The 20,336-nt window shown below is 69.7% G+C and carries 13 protein-coding genes and 1 pseudogene; 7 read left to right on the plus strand and 7 right to left on the minus strand.

What is annotated here, in order from left to right; all coding sequences use genetic code 11:
• Positions 1 to 283 precede the first annotated feature (283 nt).
• From Ssi02_RS11855 to Ssi02_RS11865, 3 genes are all read right to left on the minus strand, one after another.
• Positions 284 to 601 (minus strand): hypothetical protein, encoded by a 318-nt coding sequence (locus Ssi02_RS11855; RefSeq protein WP_204024788.1) that lies wholly within the window; start codon positions 599 to 601, stop codon positions 284 to 286.
• A gap of 132 nt (positions 602 to 733) precedes the next feature.
• Complete coding sequence (locus tag Ssi02_RS11860; protein WP_204024789.1) at positions 734 to 1,615, minus strand: family 16 glycosylhydrolase; 882 nt, start codon at positions 1,613 to 1,615, stop codon at positions 734 to 736.
• Entirely contained in the window at positions 1,612 to 3,591 is a 1,980-nt protein-coding gene (locus Ssi02_RS11865; protein ID WP_204024790.1) for an acyltransferase family protein, read from the minus strand. The genes Ssi02_RS11860 and Ssi02_RS11865 overlap by 4 nt, the downstream gene beginning before the upstream one ends.
• Positions 3,592 to 3,842: 251 nt before the next feature.
• On the opposite strand from Ssi02_RS11865, the pseudogene Ssi02_RS11870 reads away from it, so the two are divergent.
• Positions 3,843 to 5,101 (plus strand): annotated as a pseudogene (locus Ssi02_RS11870) (RNA-guided endonuclease InsQ/TnpB family protein).
• Here the strand turns inward: Ssi02_RS11870 and Ssi02_RS11875 are convergent.
• Positions 5,070 to 6,479: a glycosyltransferase family 2 protein gene (locus Ssi02_RS11875; RefSeq protein WP_239128826.1), complete on the minus strand. Its 1,410-nt coding sequence runs from the start codon at positions 6,477 to 6,479 to the stop codon at positions 5,070 to 5,072. The pseudogene Ssi02_RS11870 and the gene Ssi02_RS11875 overlap by 32 nt on opposite strands.
• Before the next feature lie 512 nt (positions 6,480 to 6,991).
• Here Ssi02_RS11875 and Ssi02_RS11880 point away from each other — a divergent pair.
• The 3 genes from Ssi02_RS11880 to Ssi02_RS11890 all read left to right on the plus strand — a co-directional run bounded on the left by Ssi02_RS11880 (position 6,992) and on the right by Ssi02_RS11890 (position 11,792).
• On the plus strand, positions 6,992 to 7,996 hold the full coding sequence (locus Ssi02_RS11880; protein WP_239128827.1) for a carbamate kinase: 1,005 nt from the start codon (positions 6,992 to 6,994) through the stop codon (positions 7,994 to 7,996).
• 28 nt (positions 7,997 to 8,024) lie between these two features.
• Entirely contained in the window at positions 8,025 to 9,131 is a 1,107-nt protein-coding gene (gene bar / locus Ssi02_RS11885) for a barbiturase (protein ID WP_204024792.1), read from the plus strand.
• A gap of 111 nt (positions 9,132 to 9,242) precedes the next feature.
• Positions 9,243 to 11,792, plus strand: a complete 2,550-nt coding sequence (locus Ssi02_RS11890; RefSeq protein ID WP_204024794.1) for an ATP-binding protein — start codon at positions 9,243 to 9,245, stop codon at positions 11,790 to 11,792.
• A 247-nt stretch (positions 11,793 to 12,039) separates the two neighbouring features.
• Here the strand turns inward: Ssi02_RS11890 and Ssi02_RS11895 are convergent, their stop codons facing one another.
• Together Ssi02_RS11895 and Ssi02_RS11900 are read right to left on the minus strand one after the other, a co-directional pair.
• Complete coding sequence (locus tag Ssi02_RS11895; RefSeq protein ID WP_204024796.1) at positions 12,040 to 15,858, minus strand: nSTAND1 domain-containing NTPase; 3,819 nt, start codon at positions 15,856 to 15,858, stop codon at positions 12,040 to 12,042.
• Between the two features lie 141 nt (positions 15,859 to 15,999).
• Positions 16,000 to 16,458 (minus strand): hypothetical protein, encoded by a 459-nt coding sequence (locus Ssi02_RS11900; protein ID WP_204024797.1) that lies wholly within the window; start codon positions 16,456 to 16,458, stop codon positions 16,000 to 16,002.
• Between the two features lie 847 nt (positions 16,459 to 17,305).
• Between Ssi02_RS11900 and Ssi02_RS39275 the strand changes: the two genes are divergently transcribed.
• The gene (locus Ssi02_RS39275) at positions 17,306 to 18,223 is read left to right on the plus strand and encodes an NBR1-Ig-like domain-containing protein (protein WP_204024799.1); all 918 of its coding nucleotides are present in this window, start codon (positions 17,306 to 17,308) and stop codon (positions 18,221 to 18,223) included.
• A 169-nt stretch (positions 18,224 to 18,392) separates the two neighbouring features.
• Positions 18,393 to 18,959, plus strand: coding sequence for an SseB family protein (locus tag Ssi02_RS11910; protein WP_204024802.1), 567 nt, complete (start codon positions 18,393 to 18,395; stop codon positions 18,957 to 18,959).
• A gap of 26 nt (positions 18,960 to 18,985) precedes the next feature.
• Here the strand turns inward: Ssi02_RS11910 and Ssi02_RS11915 are convergent, their stop codons facing one another.
• The gene (locus tag Ssi02_RS11915; protein WP_204024804.1) at positions 18,986 to 19,801 is read right to left on the minus strand and encodes a Rossmann-fold NAD(P)-binding domain-containing protein; all 816 of its coding nucleotides are present in this window, start codon (positions 19,799 to 19,801) and stop codon (positions 18,986 to 18,988) included.
• Positions 19,802 to 19,881: 80 nt separating this feature from the next.
• Here Ssi02_RS11915 and Ssi02_RS11920 point away from each other — a divergent pair, with 80 nt between their 5' ends.
• The gene (locus tag Ssi02_RS11920) at positions 19,882 to 20,304 is read left to right on the plus strand and encodes a winged helix-turn-helix transcriptional regulator (protein WP_204024806.1); all 423 of its coding nucleotides are present in this window, start codon (positions 19,882 to 19,884) and stop codon (positions 20,302 to 20,304) included.
• Positions 20,305 to 20,336 lie beyond the last annotated feature (32 nt).

A 20,336-nucleotide genomic window follows, 5' to 3' on the forward strand; every position in this document is an offset into this window, starting at 1 on the left:
CGAGAAAACATCTGTTTCGATAACGATCGTGTGGCGAGCTGGAGCCGGCCGTTCCGATGTGCGGCATGGCGTGCTCGTTCGCACCGATCAGGGGGCTGTCCGGGTGACCCCCCCTAGTGGTGGGGCCACCCGGCAGCGGGCGACGCCGTCACGGTGCTCCGCTGCATTCATCGGACGGGTGACGGCGGAAAGGCTTTTGGTGTGGCTTTTCGTGCGGGCGCCCGGCCGTCTCTTTCAGAGTGGGCGAAAACGCTTCATCACGGCCGGAGGGGAGTGCCGCCCGTCACTGCGTCTGGTACCCGACCGAAATCGGGAATGCACTACTGCTGCACCAGGCGAATGATCTGACGCTGTTTTCGACCCAAGGCCCGTAATGAGTGGTGTAGCTGCCGTTACTCTGCTGGCAGAAGAGCACCACACGCGTTTGCGTAACTCCGGTGCCGCTGCATCGCGCCCAGCCGGAGCCGCCATATGTGCCGTACTGCGCGCCGGTGCTGCAAACCGGCGCCTGAGCTGAGGCGATCGGTGACATCAGGGTGGTCGCGGCGGTGATCGCGACCACTACGGCCGCCGAAGCGCCGAACTTCCTGACGCGGCCCATTAATTATCTCCTTTCGGTGTTCGGTGATTTGTTGTGCACCCTGATGATAGACATGATTTGGAGGGATATCCATAGGAGATATGGGCAATTGCAGTGAGTTACTTTTTGGGCTGCTTGTTGAACAGAGCGATACTAAGCAGTGGATTTGACCCGCACGCTCACGTAGTCCACCAGCATCGGCCGGCCGGGCACGGTGCCGGCGTTCGGGCCTCCGCCGTACGCCGCCGGATAGCCGCCGCCGATCGCCACGTTGAGGATCAGGAAGAAGCCGTGGTCCACCGCCTCCCGCCACGTGTGCGGATCGACCCGGGTAGACGCCACGGTGAAGAAGTGCCTGCCGTCGAGATACCAGCGCACCTCGGCCGCGCTCACCTCCACCGCGTAGGTGTGGAACGTCCCGTGGCAGCTTTCACACGCCTGCCCAGGCGAGGTGAGCCCCATCGGCTCGCCGCACGGGCCGCCGGGGAAGACCCCGCAGTGCATCGCGCCGTAGATCTGCGGCAACCCGTTGACCGCCTCCAGGATGTCGATCTCCCCGACGCCCGGCCAGCCCGTGTAGCCGTCGCGGAGCCGTTCGCCCAGCATCCAGAACGCCGGCCAGTAACCCGCGCCGTCCCCCCTGGTCACAGCCGGTAGCGCGATGCGCGCCTCGACCCGCATCGTGCCGCCAGGTGGGTAGCGGAAGTTGGACCGGCGGGTCGCGATGCGCCCCGACGTCCACGCGCCGTCGCGCAGGCGCGGGGTGATGGCGAGGTTGCCCTTGCCGTCCAGCGCCACGTTGTCCACCGAGTCGGTCATGGTCTCGATCTCGCCGGTGCCCCACTGAGGGGCGGGACAGCCCGGATAACACGTCCCGACGTCGTGCACCCACCGCTCGACGGCCACCGGAGTGCCCGCGGCGCCGTCGAAGTCGTCCCGGAAGATCTCGTCGAACCCTCCCGCCCCCTGCCCGCCGGGCCCCGAGCACCCGGCGAGCAGGACGATCACAGTGGTGAGGGCGGCGAGCACCCTCACAGGACCGTGGGGATCAGGTCGAGGTCCTCAAGGTCGCGCTCGACGCGCGGCGCCAGCCGTTCGGCGAGGTGGTCGGTGATGTGCGCGTCGTCGCGGTAGAGCACCACGCCGTCGAGCACGGCGGGGCAGCGCTCCCCGTCACCCGGGCAGAGCAGCGGGGTGACGTCGACGGTGGACATCCCGGGCCACCGCCTCGCCGCGATCTCCTCGGCGAGGACGTCGGGCCGCAGCGCCTCCTTGCGGGGGAACGCACATTCGTCCGGGGATTTGCCCGACAGGCACAGCGGCACGTCGAGGCCGGGCACCGGCAGCGTGCGCACATAGACCAGAGGCGGGCCGATGGCACGCAACTTCGCCAGCGACTTCTCCCAGCCCACCTTGAGCGTGCGCGCGTTGGGTGCGTAGGAGTTGAGCGACGCCATGACGATCAACCGCGGCGCGGGGCCGTCGGCGAGCCGCTTGAACGCGTATTCCCGCCACGAGTCGCACTCGCGATATTCGCGGCCGAGCCGCGGGTCCACCACTTTGATCGCGGCCAGGGGGCAGCCCGGCTTCGTGAGCACCTCAAGTGCCCACCCCCGGCGCGACGCGATGCGCTCGGCCGCGCTGAACCACTGGCCCGCGTGCGAATCGCCGATGAGCACGATCCTGTCCTTGCTCGCGGTGTTCCCGAACAGGCAGGGCGGGCTCGTCGTCGCGGTCAGTTCGACCTCGCACCCTTGGGAGGGCGGGAAGTCCACTTTGGCCGCCGCCGGATCCATCCGCTGCTCCACGACCGCGGCCCGCACCGGCGGAACCGTGGCGCTGTGCACCGCGCCGCCGCTGATCAGCAGCGCCGCCGCCACCGGGATCGTCATCGCCGCGCTGCCCACGGCAAGCCCCCGGCGCGGCAACTCCGCCACCACCGAGGAGAACCGGACCGGGTTCTCCACCAGCTTCATCGTGAGCCACGCAGGCAGCGCCGCCGCCACCATGAGCGCGGCCCGCCACCCCCAGGCCAGCGGCCCGGCCGCCGCCTCGGTGATCACCAGCACGGGCCAGTGCCACAGGTACCACGAGAACGACAACCGCCCGACCGCACGCGGCACCCGGCTCGACAGCAGCGCCGTAACCGGCGAACGGAACAGGATCACCGCCGTCGTCCCCAGCGTCGGCACAAGTGCCGCGACCCCCGGATAGCGGGTCGAGGCGTCGAAGGCCACCATCGACCACACCACCGCCCCCGCACCCGCCACGCCGAGCACCGCGCCGGCCTGCCGCCACAGCCGTGCCGTACGGCTCTCGCCTTCGCCGGCCTGTGCCGTACGGCTATCGCGGCGTGCGGCGTAGTGCGCCGCCACCGCGGCGAGGGCGCCCGCGCCGAACTGCCAGGCCCGGGTCGGCGTCGCGAGGTACGCCAGAGGCTCGCTGATCTCGGTCCACGTCATGGACAGGGCGAACGAGCCGCCGGTCATGAGCACGGTGACCACACCGATCGCGGCTGCGGCGCCGCGGCGGGCCGCCCAGGCGACGAACAGCACGATCGGCGCCCACAGCAGGTAGAACTGCTCCTCGACCGCGAGAGACCAGTAGTGCAGCAAAGGGCTCGGATCGGCCTCGGCCGCCAGGTAGTCGGTCTGCGCGGCGACGAACCGCCAGTTGGCTAGATATAGGGCGGAGGCTATGACGTCGCCCGCGATGTCCGGAGCGCGCAGCGGAGGCAACACCAGCCAGGCCGCGACGGCGGTGGCGACCAGCACGATGCCGGCCGCCGGGAGCAGTCGCCGCGCCCGCCTGGCGTAGAAGTCGACCAGCGAGAACCGCCCGTGGGCGGCGATGTCGCGCAGGAGCAGGCCGGTGATGAGGAAGCCGGAGATGACGAAGAACACGTCCACTCCGGCGAAGCCGCCCGTCAGGCCGGGCACCGTCGCGTGGAAGGCCAGTACGCCGAGCACCGCGACGGCGCGCAGCCCCTCGATGTCCGGGCGGAACCTCATGGGATCAGCGGCGGGAGTACGGCCCAGCCGGAGGCCAGCAGGGCGCCGAGCAGCAGCAACGCGGTGATGGCCAGAGCTTCCGGCCATGCCATGCGATTCATCAGATACCTCCGAGGAGACCCCCGCCTTCAGGCGGGGGAGGAATCGGACCCCTGCAGAGCAGGACAGGGGCAGGCGTTTCACCATCAGGCGAACCGCCGTTTCGAACATCCGTGCCATGCCTAGCTGATCGCGTCACTAGAATGTGAGGTGTGGCGCCGACCGTGAAGCGGGCGTACAAGTACCGCTTCTATCCGACCTCTGAGCAGGCGGAACAGCTTGCGCGGACGTTCGGGTGCGTCCGGCTGGTCTACAACAAGGCGCTGGAGGAGCGGACCCGCGCCTACACCCTCGAGGGGCGTCGTGTCTCCTATGCGGAGTCGTCGGCGGCGCTGACGGCGTGGAAGCGCAGCGGTGACTTCGACTTCCTTTTCGAGGTGTCGTCGGTGCCTTTGCAGCAGGCACTGCGTCACCTGCAGGCCGCGTTCACGAACTTCTTCGCCAAGCGCGCCGGATATCCCGTGTTCAAGTCGCGCAAGAAGTCCCGCGCGAGCGCTGAGTACACCCGCTCGGCGTTCCGCCGGCGCGGCGGCACGCTGACACTGGCGAAGATGGAGGCGCCGCTGGCGATCGTGTGGTCGCGTCCCCTGCCGGAGGGGGCCGAGCCGTCCACGGTGACCGTCTCCAAGGACGCGGCCGGGCGTTGGTTCGTCTCGATCCTGGTCGAGGAGAGGATCGCACCCCTGGCACCGGTCGAGGCGTCGGTGGGCGTGGACGCGGGCATCACCGCCCTGGCCGCACTCTCGACCGGAGAGAAGATCGTCAACCCCCGGCATGAGCGGGCCGACCGACGCAAGCTGGCTAAGGCGCAGCGGGCACTCGCCCGCAAGGAGAAGGGCTCGGCGAACCGGGCCAAGGCCCGGGTGAAGGTCGCCGGGGTCTATGCCCGGATCGCCGACCGGCGCCGCGATTTCCTGCACAAGGTCACCACACGGCTTGTTCACGAGAATCAAGTGATCGCCGTGGAGGACCTGGCCGTCCGCAACATGGTCCGCAACCGCTCGCTGGCGCGCGCCGTCTCGGATGCGTCCTGGCGGAGGCTGCGCTCCATGCTGGAGTACAAGTGTGCCTGGTACGGGCGTGAGCTGGTGGTCGCCGGCCGCTGGTTCCCCTCCTCCAAGTTGTGCTCGGTGTGCGGGGCGCTTCAGCAGTCGATACCGCTGGACGTCAGGTCGTGGAAGTGCGCCTGCGGGGCGCGTCACGACCGTGATGTGAACGCGGCCCGGAACATCCTCGCCGCAGGGCTTGCGGAGAGGTGAAACGCCTGTGGAGCCGGTGTGAGACCTCAACGGGAGTCCTCTCGGGCGGGCTACTGGCTGTGAAGCAGGAAGCCCCAGGGGTGACCGTGGGACTCCCCCTCGTTTACGAGGGGGAGGATGTCAACGGAGGGTTCTCCAGAGGTCGCGGATGAGGGGGAGGGCGATGTAGGAGGTGGCGATGGCGAAAGCGGTCATCGCCCAGTAATCGCCCCACCCGTGGACGGGCGCCTGAAGCGCGATGCCGATCCAGGTGGCGGCCGTGGTCGCCGACAGCCAGATGAGCGCGAGCCAGCCGACCTGCGATACCAGCCTGGAACGTGCGCCTCCCGCGCCGCTCGGCACCCAGGCGGCGGCCTGGTCGCGCAGCGCGTGCCAAATCGCGATCAAGTGGCAGTAGGCGTAGAGCGTCTGCACGCGGATCACCTCGAAGCGCCACCTGCTCACCGATACCGATGGGAGCAGGACGAGGGCGATCCACAACGGGCCCAGGAAGGGGATCATGTGCCAGGCCTGGACCTCGTCCGGGTAGAGGTAGAGCATGATCAAACCGGGCAGTGGCACGGCCACGATGTTCAGGGCCGAGACGAAGTAGCTGAGGAAGCCGCACCAATACGACACCCGGACCCGCCACCCCATGGGGGTCGCGTGGAAGTCGCGGCTGAAAAGCAGGCTGAGGCAGCCCATCGCCCACCGGTATTGCTGGGAGATGTAGGCGGCGACGTTGTCCGGCGACAAGCCCTTGGCGAGCAGCACCGGCACGTACTTCGTGCGCAGGCCGTGCCTCATCAGCGCGACGCTGGTGTAGATGTCCTCGCTGTGGTCGATCTTGGGAAAGCCGCCGATGCGCTCCAGGTCGGAACGCCGGTAGAGCACGTTCGTGCCGACGCAGATCGCGCCCCCGTCGGCGTCCCTTGAGGGCTGCAGCCAGCGGTAGAACAATTCCTGGCTGGCGGCCGCCGTGCGCTCCAGCCAGTTCATCGTCGCGTCGGTGTCGAAATACTGCGGCGACTGGGCGATCGCGATGTTCGGGTCTTCCAGATAGGGCGCCAGGTGGAAGAGGAAGTCCGGTCGCGGGCAGAAGTCCGCGTCGAACACCGCGACCAGTTCGCCGTCACTGAGCGTTAACCCGTGGTTGAGATTCCCGGCTTTCTTCAGGTGGCCTCTATCGGGCCGGGCCGTATATCGGAAGCCGTGTTCTGCGGCCAGTTCCTCGACGTCGGCACGGCCTGCGTCGTCGAGAACCCATACGGTAAGTGGACCGTTCCAATGCATTGCGGCGATATACGTGAAGGTGTTGCGGAGAATGGCCAGCGGCTCGCCGCGTGTGGGAATGAACACGTCCACGCTCGGCACCCGCGCCGGCTGCCACGAGCGGACCAGCAGCTCGTGGGACTCCCAGCTCGTGGAGCGCTGCCGCTGCCCGTCGACCAGCGACAGCAGCCAGCCGACCAGGTTGAGGGTGAGCGCGGCGAGGAAGGGCCAGAGGGCCGGACTCCTGGTGGAGAATAGGTAGAGGGTTCCGGCGGTCAAAATCAGTGATATAGGCACGGTCAGCAGCACCCAGCGGCGTTGCGGACCGAAATAAAGTGCTATTTCTGTGTCTTCCGGTGGGACCGGAAGATGAGGGACCGCCTCTTCGTGCGGCGAGGCGGTCGACGTCGGTGTCGCCAAAGCGGGCATGCCGAAGTCCCCGATTTCGTCAGCTTGCACGACCTTTCTAAAAACAAACTTATCAATCGGAGAACTCTGGCTTATGCCGCCAAGTGACGGGTAGGAGAACAGTCAACTAACTGTGCGTGATACCTCTATGTGAAATATCCCCCGAGGGGGCCCAATAGTGTGAAATGTCGGATTCGTGGGATGTTCCGATGTGTCGAAGGTCACACTGGGCGTCTCGTGGGAAATGCCGAAGAACACGCTCGCCTTGGGCAACGAGTGCCCATGAGGGCCGCCCCACCCCACCGTTAGCGTCGCGCTGTGAGGGGGATGTGAAGGGGAACGGTGGGAAGTGCCGGCAATCGAGCCAGACGGGCGAGGTGAACGTGACGCAGCGCGAATCCGGGCGTGAAACCGCAGGCGGCAGCACCTCCGAGAGCAACGCCGCCATGCCCGGAGACAGCGGCTCCGGTGGGAACGAGCGTGTCATGCTCGCCCTTGGCGGCAACGCCATGACCGCGCCCGAAGGCAACGCCTCCCCGAAGGAGCAGCGCGAGGCCGTGGAGCGTGCCATGGCCCACGTGGCCGCGCTCGTCCACGCCGGCCACCAGGTCATCCTGACCCACGGGAACGGGCCTCAGGTGGGCAATCTGCTGCTCAAGAACCAGCTCGCCGCCGACGTGGTGCCGCCCGTCCCTCTGGACTGGTGCGGCGCGCAGACCCAGGCCACCATCGGCGTGCTCGTGCTCAACGCCCTCGCGGCCCACGGCGTGCCGTCCGCCGCCGTCGTGACCCGCACACTTGTCGACCCCGACGACCACGGCTTCCGCCATCCCGTCAAGCCGATCGGGCGATACTTCAGCGAAGACGAGGCCAAGAGGTTCCAGGAGCTTGGCCAGCGGTGGCATCGGTTCGAGAAGGGGTGGCGGCGGGTCGTCGCCTCACCCGAGCCACTGGAAATCCTCGACGCTCCGGCGGTGGCCACGCTGATGGACGCCGGCTACACGGTCGTCGCCGCCGGTGGGGGAGGGGTGCCGGTCGTGCGTGCACCCGACGCCGCGTTGCACGGGGTCGAGGCGGTCATCGACAAGGATCTGGCGGCGGCCATGCTGGCTTCCGCCGTACGGTGCACCAGCCTGCTCATCGCCACGAACGTTCCGCATGCCCAGGTCGGGTACGGCACGCCGCAGGCTCGGCCGATTGGGCGCATTGGTGTGGACGAACTGCGGCGGCTTGCCGAAGAGGGGCATTTCGGCGAGGGCAGCATGGGGCCGAAGGTCGAGGCGGCGCTGCGGTTCGTTGCCGGGGGCGGGCGCCGGGCGGTCATCACGTCGCTGGAGTCGCTCGGTGAGGCTCTGACCGGAGACGTTGGCACCAGAGTTGAAGTTTGATCCTAATTCTTGGCGAAAGGTGAAGAACATGCCGGATCCCATTGAAGTGCGCAAAGTCGCCATCGAGAGTGTGACCGACGCGTCCGGGCTCGCCAAGCTCATCGACGACGGTGTGATCGACGCCGACCGTGTGCTGGCCGTCATCGGCAAGACCGAGGGGAACGGCGGCGTCAACGACTACACGCGCATCCTGGCCGACCGTGCCTTCCGCGAAGTGCTCATCGCCAAAGGCACCCGCACCCCGGACGAAGTCTCCCAAGTGCCTCTCGTCTGGTCCGGCGGCACCGACGGCGTGCTCAGCCCCCACGCCACCGTTTTCGCCACCGTCGACCCCGCGAAAGCCCCTCGCAGCGACGAACCCCGCGTCTCCGTCGGTGTCGCCATGAGTGACGTCATCCTTCCCGAAGACATCGGCCGCCCCGCCATGGTGGAGAAGGTCGCGGCCGGGGTGCGTGAGGCCATGAAGATCGCCGGCATCGAAGACCCGGCCGACGTGCATTATGTACAGACCAAAACCCCGCTGCTCACCCTCGCCACCATCACCGACGCCAAAAACCGCGGCCACGACGTCGTCACCGAGGACACCGGGCCCTCCATGGACATCTCCAACTCCACCACCGCCCTCGGCATCGCCGTCGCCCTCGGCGAGATCGACATGCCCGGCGCCGACCAGATTCACCGCGACCTGTCGCTGTATTCGAGCGTCGCCTCCTGCTCCAGCGGCGTCGAACTCGACCGCGCCCAGATCGTCGTCGTCGGCAACGTACGCGGCATCGGCGGACGCTACCGCATCGGCCACAGCACCATGAGGGACGCCCTCGACGCCGACGGCATCTGGGACGCCATCCGCGACAGCGGCATCGACCTCCCCGACCGCCCCCACCCGTCCGACCTCGGCGACCGCCTCGTCAACGTCTTCATGAAATGCGAAGCCGACCCCAGCGGCCATGTCCGCGGCCGGCGCAACATCATGCTCGACGACTCCGACGTGCATTGGCACCGCCAAATCAAAGCCGCCGTCGGCGGCGTGGCCGCCTCCGTCACCGGCGACCCGGCCGTCTTCGTCTCCGTGGCCGCCGTCCACCAGGGCCCCTCAGGCGGCGGCCCGGTCGCGGCCATCGCGGACTTGGGGTGAGCGTTGTCTTAGGTGAGCCCGCGGACTTCCGGGAGCCTTGACCGGGATCCGGTCGCGGCTGGCCTGTTCTGCCCAAGCGGTTAAGACTGGAGGAGTGATCCGGGAGGCTGAGTGAAGAAGAGGCTCGGGCATATGCGGGTCGGCTTTCTCGCGGCTGTCGCCGACTACCTGCTTCGAAGGTACGGCACAAGCCCGGCCCCAGACGGCAACATGGTGACCGGCGCCGCGCACACGGTGATTCAGGCCGGCACCGTTCACGGCGACATCACCTTGGCCTCCCCGCCGAAGATGTCCACCGCGCCGCGCACCCTCCCCCGCGACACCCCGGTCTTCACCGGCCGCCAATGGGAGCTGGATCACCTCTCCCGGGGCCTGGCCGAGGTCGAGGGGGCGGAGGTCGTGATTTATGCCGTCAACGGCATGCCGGGTGTCGGAAAGACGGCTCTTGCCGTACACGCCGCTCATCGGATGGCCGACAGGTTCCCCGACGCCAGGATCCAGGTCGACCTGCACGCCCACACCCCGGGCCAGGCGCCCTCGGACCCCGCGGACATCCTCGCCGATCTGCTGATCGGTTACGGGGTCGAACCCCAAGGGGTTCCGCGCACGCTGGACGGGCGAGCCGGGATGTGGCGTGACCGGATGGCGGGGAAGAAGATCCTGCTGGTGCTCGACAACGCCGCGAGCGGTGCCCAGGTGGAACCGCTGCTGCCGGGCACCCCGGGTTCCCTGGTGCTGATCACGAGCCGCAACCGCCTGGCGGTGCCCGGTGCCGTGCCGCTCACGGTGGGGGCGATGCCGCGCGCCGACGGGGTGGAGCTGTTCACCCGCAGCACCGGCCGCCCCATCCCGGCGGACGACGCCGAGGCCGTGGACAGGCTGGTCGCGGCCTGCGGCGGGCTGCCGCTGGCGATCACCATCATGGCCGCCCGCTACGCCCACCGGCCGGCGTGGAGCGTGGGCGACCTGGCCGACCAGATGGCCGAACCTCTGGAGGAACTCCAAGAGGACGGCAAAAGCGTGGCGGTCGCCTTCGAACTGTCCTATCGGGACCTGCCACCCGCCCGGCAGCGCCTGGTGCGCCTCCTTGGTGTGTATCCCGGCGACGACATCGACGCCCACGCCGCGGCGGCCCTCGGCGGGGTCACGCTCGCGCAGGCACGGCGGCACCTCGACGCCCTCTATGCGGCCTCCCTCCTCCAGGAGCCGAGCCGTGGCCGCTACCGTCTGCACGACCTCCTCGCCCACTACACCCGCGCCCTCGCCGACACCTCCGGCGACGCCGCGCTGGAACGGCTGCTGGATTACTACACCCACACGGCATACGCCGCGGGGCTGCACTTCACCTTGCAGAGTCCCCGGTTGGTGCCCACCCAGACCGAAACCTCCTTCGCCACAAGCGGCCACGCCGAGGAGTGGCTGAGGACCGAACGCGACAACCTGTACGCCGCCGTGCTGGCCGCCGCCGGCACCCATCCCGCCCACGCTGTGGCGATCCCCGCCATGCTGGCCGACTATCTGGCACTCCGCGGCCATTGGGAACAGGCCCTCGCCCTCCACCAAACCGCCGAGACCACCGCCCGCCGTATCGCCGACCCCGGCGGCCAGGCCGTCGCCCTCGACAACATGGGATGCCTACACCGGCGCATGGGCGAATACACCTCGGCGGCCGATCTCCACACCCGTGCCCTCCATCTGCACAACACCACAGGAAACCGCCGCGGCCAGGCCGGTGTGCACGTCAACCTCGGCGTCATGCACCGCGAACTGGGGGAGTACACCGCCGCGGCCGCCCACCACACCGGCGCCCTTGCGCTCTACACCGCCGTCGAGGACCACCGCGGCCAGGCCGTCGCGCTGTTCAACCTCGGCCTGGTGCATTGCGAAGTGGGGGAGTACACCTCGGCCGCCGAGCGGCACAGCCGTGCCCTTGAGTTCTACACCGCCGCCGGCGACCGCCGCGGCCAGGCCGTCATCCTCAACAGCCTCGGCGGAATGCACCGCTGCCTGGGAGAATATGAGGCGGCGGCGGACTGCCACACCCGCGCCCTCCTGTTATACGTCGACCTGCGGGGACGCCGAGGCGAGGCGATCGCCCTCAACGACCTCGGCCTCACCCACCGCGAGACGGGCGACTACCCGGCGGCGGCAGACCACCACACCCGGGCCCTCGACCTCTACACCACCCTGCAAGACCGCCGGGGCCAGGCCACCGCCCGCGCGAACCTGGGCGTCGTCCACCGCCTGACCGGCGACCACACGGCGGCGTCGGACCACCTCACCGACGCGCTCGAATCCTTCACCCACCTCGGCAGCAGGTACGGCATCGCCCACACCCTCCACCACCTCGGCAACCTGCACAGGGATCAGGGGCGCCTCACCCAGGCCCTGACCCTGTTCACCGAGCTGGGCAACCGCTATGAACAGGCCGAAACCCTGAACGACCTCGGCGAACTGCACCATTCCCCCGGCCGTTTCCATGAAGCCCTGGCCGTCGCCCGCACGATCGGCGCCCCATTGCAGGAAGCACGAGCCCTGGAAGGAATCGGCCTCCGCCAGCCACCCGGCGACGGCACACCCCTCCTCAGGCAAGCACTGGCGATCTACCGGCGCATCGGCTCCCCCCGCGCGCGACGGATCACGGACGTCCTGCCTGACTGACTCCGCTACCCCCCGCCCCGGTCCTGCACCGCCTGTCCCGCATCGTGGGGTTCGGCCGGTGTCGTGGCGATCCCCACGATTTCCCAGACCGAGGATCGCCGCCGTGAGAACCGCAGCCGTCTTATAGTCGAACTCGTCCTGCTTCAAAAGCCTCACTCCTTCCACACGGAGATCGTCCCCCGCCCAAGCGGGCGGTGGACAGGCGTTTCCCTCCCCACACGAGGCAGGGAAACCCGGCAACCCTCCGTCAAGGGCACACCGGCCGGTAGGCCGCTCCCGGCGCCTGGCGGCGCCACTCCTCGGGGGTGAGGGATCGCCCGGCGACGGCGCACAGGGCGGTGAAAAGGTCGTCGGGCAGTGCCGTACGGCGTAAGCGCACATCGCCGTCGCCCGAGCCGCTGACCAGGGTGTGCCCGTCGGGGCTGAACGCCACGGTGAACACGGGGCCGTGCGGGCTCGTGAGGGGGGCGCCGACCGACCGGCCGCCGGCGGTTTCCCACAGGCGGACGGTTCCGTCGACGGCGCCGCTGGCAAGGAAACGCCCGTCGGGGCTGAACGCGACGGCGAACACCATGCCGTGGTGTCCGGTGAGCGGATCCCCGAGAGGGGTGCGCCGCCGGACGTCCCACAGGCGGACGGTCCCGTCTTGGCCGGCCCCGGCGAGGGTGCGGCTGTCGGGGCTGAAGACGACAGTGAACACCATGCCGTGGTGGGCGGGCAGGGGAGCGCCGAGGGGGCGGAGGGTGGCGGCGTCCCACAGGTGGATCGTTCCGTCGGCGGTGCCGGCGGCGAGGGTGCGCCCGTCGGGGCTGTAGGCGACGGAGGCGACGGGTCCGTTGCCCAGTTTGAGCGGCGCGCCGACGGCGCGGCGTCCGGCGATGTCCCACATCCGCATCTCGCCGGTCGCGTCGCCGCTGGCCAGGGTGCGCCCGTCGGGGCTGAACGCCACGGGGAACACCGCACCGCGATGCCCGGTCAGCGGACGGCCGAGAGGACGGCGGTCCGTGAGGTCCCACAGCCGGACCGTCTTGTCGACCGATCCGCTGGCCAGCGTCCGGCCGTCGGAGCTTACGGCCACCGATGCCACAGAGCCGCGATGCCCGGTCAGCGGAGGGCCGAGGGGGCGGCGGCCGGCGACGTCCCACAGCCGGACCGTCTTGTCGGACGCCCCGCTGGCCAGGGTGCGCCCGTCGGGCCCGAACACCGCCGAGTAGACCCACCCCTTATGCCCCCGCAGGATCGTGCCCGCCGGGCCGTGGGCGGTCACGTCCCACAGGCGCACCGTCCCGTCCGAGGCCGCGCTCGCCAGCATGCGGCCGTCGGGGCTGAACACCACGCTGGTCAGCCAGTCGGTGTGCCCCGTATACGCCCACCCGAGCGGGCGGCGGGCCGCGACGTCCCACAATCGCACCGACGCGTCGTCCGCCGTGGCCAGGGTGCCCCCGTCGGGGCTGAACGCGAGCGACCGCACCACCCCGTTGTAACCCGCGAGCGGCGAGCCGAGCGCCCGGCCCTCCGCGACGTCCCACAGCCGCACCGAGTCCTTCGCCGCCACCGCCAGGACACGCCCGTCGGGACTGAAGGCCGCCGCCGACGGCGCCCCGCCCTCATGCCGCAGCGTCCCGCCGAGCGGACGGCGCGCCGCGACATCCCACACGCGTACGGCGGAGGCCCCGACCGCGGCCACCGTGTTCCCGTCGCCGCTGAACACCACATGCGCGATCGGGACCGCCCGCCCACCCGCCAGCTCGCCGACAGGCCGGAGGGTCGCCACGTCCCACAACCGCACCGACGACTTCGACGCGGTCGCCAGCACACGCCCGTCGGGCCCGAACGCCAGCGCCCGCACCACCCCCGTGTGTCCCCCGAGCGTGGCGGCGACGGGCACGCGGGCAGCCACCTCCCACACACGCACGGCCCCCTCCGGCCCGGCACCGGCGAGAAGACGCCCGTCGGGACTGAACGCCGCGGCGCTGAGCGGCCCCCGCCCCGCCCGCGACTCGCCGAGCGCCTGGTGGCGGGCGGTGTCCCAGAGCCGCAGCGTGCCGTCCTTCCCCGCGCCCATCAGCACCCGGCTGTCCGAACTGAAGGCCAACGTCGAGGAAAGGCCGGACATGACCGCACGATCCGGCCGGCCCAGCAGCATGGCCATGCTCGCATGCGCCTCCCCGGTGGGCGCGAGCCGCCACGCGGTCGTGGCCAGCCGCGCCGCCGCCGCCGGATCGCCCGTCACCAGGACACTCCGCGCGGCGAGCCCGCGGGACAGCGACTCGGCCCGCTGGGACGACGCGAGCCCACGCTGCCGCTCGGTCGCCCGCTGCGCGAGTACGGCGAAAGCCGTCGCGGCCCCGCTCATGGCCAGCAGCCCGGCGAGCGCCCCCGCGAGCAGGCGCCGCCTGCGCGCCCGGCGCCGCGCCGCCTCCTCCTCCGCCGCCCACGCGGCCAGGCCGGCGTCGAGAAACGCGTGTTCCGACCCGCTCAGCACTCCGGTGCCGGTCCCGGCCCACTCGACCGTCGCCTGGAGACGTGTGCCGCGATACAGAAGCGACGGGTCCCGGTCCTCCCGCTCCCAGCTCAGCGCCGCCTCCGACAACGTCCGGTGGGTTCGCAGCCCGGCGCGGTCGGCCCGGATCCACTCGCGCAGGCGCGGCCACGCCCACAGCAGCGCCTCGTGGCTGAGCCGGAGGTGGTCGGCGCTCACGGTCAGCAGCCGGGCGTGCGTGAACGCCTCGACGACCTCGCCGGTGGCCGGCGGCGGGAAGTGGGAGGGCGGCAGATCGCAGATGCTCACCGGGCGCCCTGTCTCTGTGTCGTCCTCGCCGACGCACACCATGCGCAGCAGCATCAGGCGGGCGATCTCCTGGTGGGCGGGGGCCAGGCGGGTGAAGACGCGTTCGGCCGAGGAGGCCACCGCGCCCACGATGCCGTCGGTGAGCTGGTAACCCTCCACCGTCAGCGTGTCCCCGCTGCGCCGCTGCCACGTGGTGAGCAACGCGTGCGACAGCAGCGGGAGCGCCCCTGGTTCGTAGGACACGCCCGCGGCGTTGTCCGTACGGTCACCCGTGGGAAACACCCCCATGTCCCGCAGGAGCAGCTCGGCGAGCCCCGGCTCCAGGCGCAGGCCCGCGGCCCTGGCCGGTCCGTTGATCACATCGAGCAGCTCGGCGCGTGTCATCGGCCCCAGTGGGAACTGGCCGTCCCGCAGGCTTTCCACCAGCTCCGGGTGGGACAGGCATCGGCAGTAGAAGTCGGCCCGAAGCCCGAGCACCACCAGCGCCGTGCTGTGCGGCGGGCGGGTGAGCGCGTGCAGCGCGGCCAGGAACGCGTGGCGTTCCCCCGGGTCGCGGCAGAGCGTGAAGATCTCCTCGAACTGGTCGGCCACCAGCAGCAGGCGCCGCCCGTGGCCCTGGGCCTCGCCGGGCCGGCCCCATTCGTGCAGCGCGGTCCGCACCCGGGCGGCGAACAGTCCTGGATCCTCTGCGAGGGTCGCCGACAGGGAGGGGACGTCGAGCCCTGCGAGGGCGCCGACCTGCGCCGACAACTCGGCGGCCGGATGCTCTCCCGGGGTGAACACGGTCACCGGCCAGGTGCGCGACTCGGGCGCCGGCAACGCGCCGCGCCGCACGGCGGGCAGCAGCCCCGCGCGCAGCAGCGACGACTTGCCGGCACCCGACGGCGCGACCACGACGATCGGGCCGTGGCCCGCGCTCCTGCCGTTCGCGCGGGCCGCGCTCCGCTCGGCCAGCCGCGCCACGAGCATGCTCACGGCGCGTTCCCGGCCGAAGAACCACCGGGCGTGCGCCTGCTCGTAGGCGCTCAGTCCGACATAGGGGCACTCGTCGGCGGCGCTCGCGACCAGGTCGGCCAGTTCGCCGCCGGTCTCCAGCACCTCGTCGCACCTGCGTGCCACGCCCGGCGTCAGCGCCTTGTCGTCCGTTTCGATCTTGCTGAGGTAGCCCTTGCTGTAATGCGTCAGGCGGGACATCTCACCGAGTGAGAGCCCACGCTCCACCCGGAGGCGCCGCAGCCTGGCTCCGGCACCGGTCGAGTCGCGGCTCTCGCCCATGCGCACGCACGCCTTCCCGTCGACTACTCACCGACATCAGGTTGCCACTTAAAGTGGTGACATAGTGCGGGGTGTAGGAAGAAGTGCCTGCGCCGGCCAGGTTTCCGCCCGAGCCGCCTGCGGGCCCGGGCGGCGGGCAGGTCACCTGCAATAGCCGCGGGGCGTGCCCCCGACGTAGATCTCACCCTGGGGTGACTTCACCTGGGCGAAGACCCTGATGCATTTGTGGCGGGCGGAGACGTAGATGGGGCCCGCGTAAAACCGGTAGCTGTCGCTGCTGTCGGCGTCGCGTGCGCCGTGGGGGAGCCGCTGCATCCAGACGGAGACGTTTTTCGCCTTGCCCGCCCAGGCGTGAATGGGGCGTGCGATGGCGCAGTTCTTGCCCGTGGAACGGTTGTAGTAGACGGTGACGGTCCCGCCGACGTGGGGCTTGCCCCAGTCCGCGGTGAGCTTGTGGGAGCCGACCTTCACAAAGCCGGAACCACACGACCCCTGCGGCACGGCATGGGCGGAGGCCGCCCCTGCGCCGAGACCCGCTCCCGCCAACGTCAGAGCGGCTGCGGCGCAGAGGACGGCGGCCTTCGTTCTTATGGAACGCAACGGTTTCCTGTCCCTTTCTCTCGTGCCGGGTGCCGTAAACGACCCGGCGGCAATTGAAAGGGCGTTCCGCTCTACGACCCCCGTAAGCGGAACGCCCTTGGCTGCCGGGGCGGCCCGCAGATGCCCCGGCGGTCTTACATCGGCGAAGGAGGGTGAGGCCGAATCGGTTACCGCCCTTCGTCGCACATATTCTCTATTCACCTGTGAATAACGCGTGGCGGGACGTCGGATTGGCCCCCGCACCGGCATCGAGTCCGCGTGACGCCGGGCGCGATCCGCCGTCCTTCCATCGTTTCCTCGCGTGGAGACGCGTGGCCGCGGTGAAGGTTGTCTTTATGCGTGCTGCACGCCATCGCTAGACGGGACCCGACTATGCCCGGGAGCGGCCCCGGCGGCAAGCCGGATCCGGGGGATCGGCGGCCAAACATTGTCCAGAGGTTGCTGGACAACGAAAGGCGCAGGTCAGGAGGGTGGGCCTGCACTCGCTTGGCTGTGCCGTACAGGTCCCTCGCGGAGGTGGGAGTGCTCGTGCGAGCCGGCTCGGGGAGGTCCCGTGCGACCGGAGAATATGCGCGGCGGCCGATTATCAATTATCACCTTAATTGATTTCGGGGCGGTTATCGGGTTCTCTTTGGAATTCCCTTGGCGCCCAATCCGTGATCGATCGGCGAGGGGCCGTCGGCGGCCGGTGGCTCGGGTACTCTCATGCCCATTCCCCGTATGTCCGGGAGTAGAGGCCGCGGGCGGGCCGCTCCCACGGCGAGAGGCTTTTCCCTGGTGGAGAGCGGTCCTCGCCTGTGACAGGGGGAAGAGGGAAAGGCGCGAGGCGGAGCGGAGTGGGTGAGCGATGGCTGGATCACCGGAGCAGGCGGGTGGAGACACGGGCGCGCCACGTGGGCGCAAGCCGGTTCGGCCCGACCCGCGGTCGGGGCCCGTGGCGCTTCTGGCGCATCGGCTGTGGGAGCTCAAGGACGAGGCGGGAGCTCCGTCGTTCGCCGAGATGTCGTCCCGGTTGGGGGCCGCCGCGTCGAAGTCGTCTCTGGCGGCGGCGGCCAGGGGACAGGTGCTGCCCACGTGGGAGACGACCTGGGAGTTCGTCCGTGTCCTCGCCGTCGACCGGCTTGGGCGGGACGCCGAGGAGGTGCGCCGCGAATGGCGCGGGCACTGGGAGAGTGCGCGGGTGGAGTCGGAGGAGCCTTCGGTCTCGCCGGAGGCTGTTGCCGCCCCTTCCGCTGTTACTCCGGAGCCGGCTCCCGTCGCCGGTAAGCGTGGCAGTAGGGCGATGTTGCTGGCGCTGGTGTCCGCCGGGGCCGTGGTGGGGGTGGTGGGAGGGGTGCTGACCTTCGGAAACCTGGCCGGGACGCCGTCGGGCACGCCTTCGGGGCGGGAGGTTCAGGCGGAGGCGGTGCCCCGCACGGAAACGGTTCCTCAGGACGACTCGGCTTTTGTGGGGGACATCACTATTCCGGACGGCACGAAGGTGGAGCGGGGGCAGACTTTCACTAAAGTGTGGCGGCTTAAGAACACCGGCGGCACGCATTGGAAGAAACGGTTTATGACCCGGACCAACAATACGCCGTGTGAGGCGCCGGAACGGGTTCCCGTCCCGGCGACCAAGCCTGGTGAGACCGTGGATATCAAGGTCGACGTCAAGGCGGCCAGGGAACCGGCGCGGTGCAAGATTTTTTGGAAGATGACCAATGAGGAAGACGTCCCGGTCTTCGCCGGCAAGAACCCCATCTTCCTCGACGTCACGGTGAAGTGATCGGACCCGCCGGCGGAGCACTCGTTGGTTACGGCGTGCCGGCCCCTGTGATCGACACGCCGTCGCCACCTCGCTTCGCAAGCGTCGTACTTCCGGCGATCAGCAGATAAGGGGTTTCCCTCCGCCCGGAGAACAGGGCAACGGGGCAACCTCGGTAGGCTCGGGAGTCGTGCCGAGCATTCCTCAACCCCTGGTCCCCGACGACGACGGCAGCACCGACGCCGCCGTCGCCGCCACGCTCGCCGCGCACGCCGAGGGGCGAGCCGACGTCGGCGATGTGATCGCGGTCCTCGGCCGGGCCAGGCTGCTGGTGCCGGTGGTGGCGCTCCTCACCGAGTCCGAGATCGGCGCACACGGGTTGAAGCAGGAGAAGGAGAGCGAAATGGCTCTCCCCAAGCTCGTCGGCAAGGACGGTCGTGAGGCGGTGATCGCCTTCACCGGCGTCGAGGCCATGATCCGCTGGCGCCGCGACGCCCGCCCCATCCAGGTCACCGGCGCCCAGGTGTGCCAGGCCGCCCTCCACGAGGGAGCCGCCGCCGTGGTGCTGGACGTGGCGGGGCCCATCCCGTTCGTGCTGGAGGGCGGGGCGGTGCACACGATGGCCGCCATGGACCGGCCGGCCGGCCAGATCGCCGACACCCTGGCCGGGGCGGGCGTCAGCGTGACCCGCCTGGCCCCCGCCCCGCAAACCCCGGCCCGCCGCCGCTTTCGGTGGCGCCGGAAGGCGTCTTCCTAGGGGCGGTCCTGACCGTCCGCCGGTGCTCAGACCAGGGCAGGGCGCAGTGCCGCCGCGCTGCCGGCGGCGACCCCGAGCGGGTCGATCAGTGGCCGGGTGAGGAGTTTACGCAGGTCCGAGCCGGTCTTATCGAGGAAACCGTGCCGGATGCCGGTGGCGATCGAGACCAGCATGGGCGGCTGGAACGGCAGAAGCCCGGCTGAGGCGAGCAGACGATCCCGATATTCACCCAGGCTGATCGTGTGGTGTGTGACATCGAGGCGCTCGGCGACGTCGGCGGCGGCGATCGGTTCGCCGACCAGGTCGTAGATCTTGTGAGAATGTGCCGCGGGGCCGGTCGCGACCACCGCGGCGGCGGCTGCGAGATCGGCGCGTGCCACGGCGGACAGGGCGCCGGTGCCGAACGCCGAGACGAGGCCGCCGGGGGTCCAGGTCAGCAGCGCGCCGAACAGTTCGGCATAGAGTCCGTTGCGGAGGATGGTCCATCCAAGCCCGCTGTTCATCACCGTTATCTCGGTGGCGCGGTGGGCCAGGGCGAACCCGAGATGGTCGCCTGCCGTGGTCAGGCTGGTGTAGACGATGTGGCCGACCCCGTCGCGCACTGCGGCGTCCACGACTGCGGCATGCCGGGCGATCACCTGGTCGTCCTCGGCATATCCGGCCGAGACCAGCACAAGTGTCGAGACGTCTTTCAGATCAAGACTGGCCGGATCGTCGAAGTCGAGATGCCGGCCACAGTCCTTTGGAGTGCGGCTACCTCCTATGGCTGTCGCGCCTTGAGCATTGAGCTCGGCGAGAGTGGCGGAGGCGAGCTGCCCTGTTGCCCCGGTGACCATGATCATGGGATCTCCATCGTGGTTCTCTTCGGTAACTACGATGGAATCGTGATTCAGCCGGAGGCCGCTCACAAGGAGGCAGTTTCATGTCACCGACGCACACCGAGGTAACCACGGGAGCCGCCGACCTGGACCCCTGCGGTCGTGCGGACCACCCTGACTGCGGCATCCGCGACGTCCTCGACCGTGTGGGCGACAAATGGTCCGTGCTAGTCGTCGTCGAACTCGCGAGCGGGCCACGCCGCTTCCGGCAGCTCCAACGGGCCATCGACGGGATCTCGCAGCGGATGCTCACTCTCACCGTGCGACGGCTCGAACGCGACGGCCTGGTGCTCCGCACCGTCTATCCGACCGTGCCCGCCCAGGTCGACTACCGGCTCACCGAGACCGGGACCAGTCTCACCCACCTCGTGAAGGCCCTCGCCGACTGGTCGCTGGCACACCGCGACATCATCGCCCAAGCCCGCCGTGCCTACGACAACGGGCACCCCGACCACGAAATCCGATAACCACCCGCCTTTCCTTTGGCGGGCTCTCGCCG

This window comes from Sinosporangium siamense, assembly GCF_016863435.1.
GTDB classification, from domain to species: domain Bacteria; phylum Actinomycetota; class Actinomycetes; order Streptosporangiales; family Streptosporangiaceae; genus Sinosporangium; species Sinosporangium siamense.

What these genes read in the sequence shown, in the direction of transcription:
- Ssi02_RS11920 (WP_204024806.1), top strand. Translation starts at nt 19,882, where the DNA reads ATGTCACCGACGCACACCGAGGTAACCACGGGAGCCGCCGACCTGGAC.
- Ssi02_RS11915 (WP_204024804.1), bottom strand. Translation starts at nt 19,801, where the DNA reads ATGATCATGGTCACCGGGGCAACAGGGCAGCTCGCCTCCGCCACTCTC.
- Ssi02_RS39275 (WP_204024799.1), top strand. Translation starts at nt 17,306, where the DNA reads ATGGCTGGATCACCGGAGCAGGCGGGTGGAGACACGGGCGCGCCACGT.
- Ssi02_RS11895 (WP_204024796.1), bottom strand. Translation starts at nt 15,858, where the DNA reads ATGGGCGAGAGCCGCGACTCGACCGGTGCCGGAGCCAGGCTGCGGCGC.
- Ssi02_RS11865 (WP_204024790.1), bottom strand. Translation starts at nt 3,591, where the DNA reads ATGAGGTTCCGCCCGGACATCGAGGGGCTGCGCGCCGTCGCGGTGCTC.
- Ssi02_RS11855 (WP_204024788.1), bottom strand. Translation starts at nt 601, where the DNA reads ATGGGCCGCGTCAGGAAGTTCGGCGCTTCGGCGGCCGTAGTGGTCGCG.
- bar (WP_204024792.1), top strand. Translation starts at nt 8,025, where the DNA reads ATGCCGGATCCCATTGAAGTGCGCAAAGTCGCCATCGAGAGTGTGACC.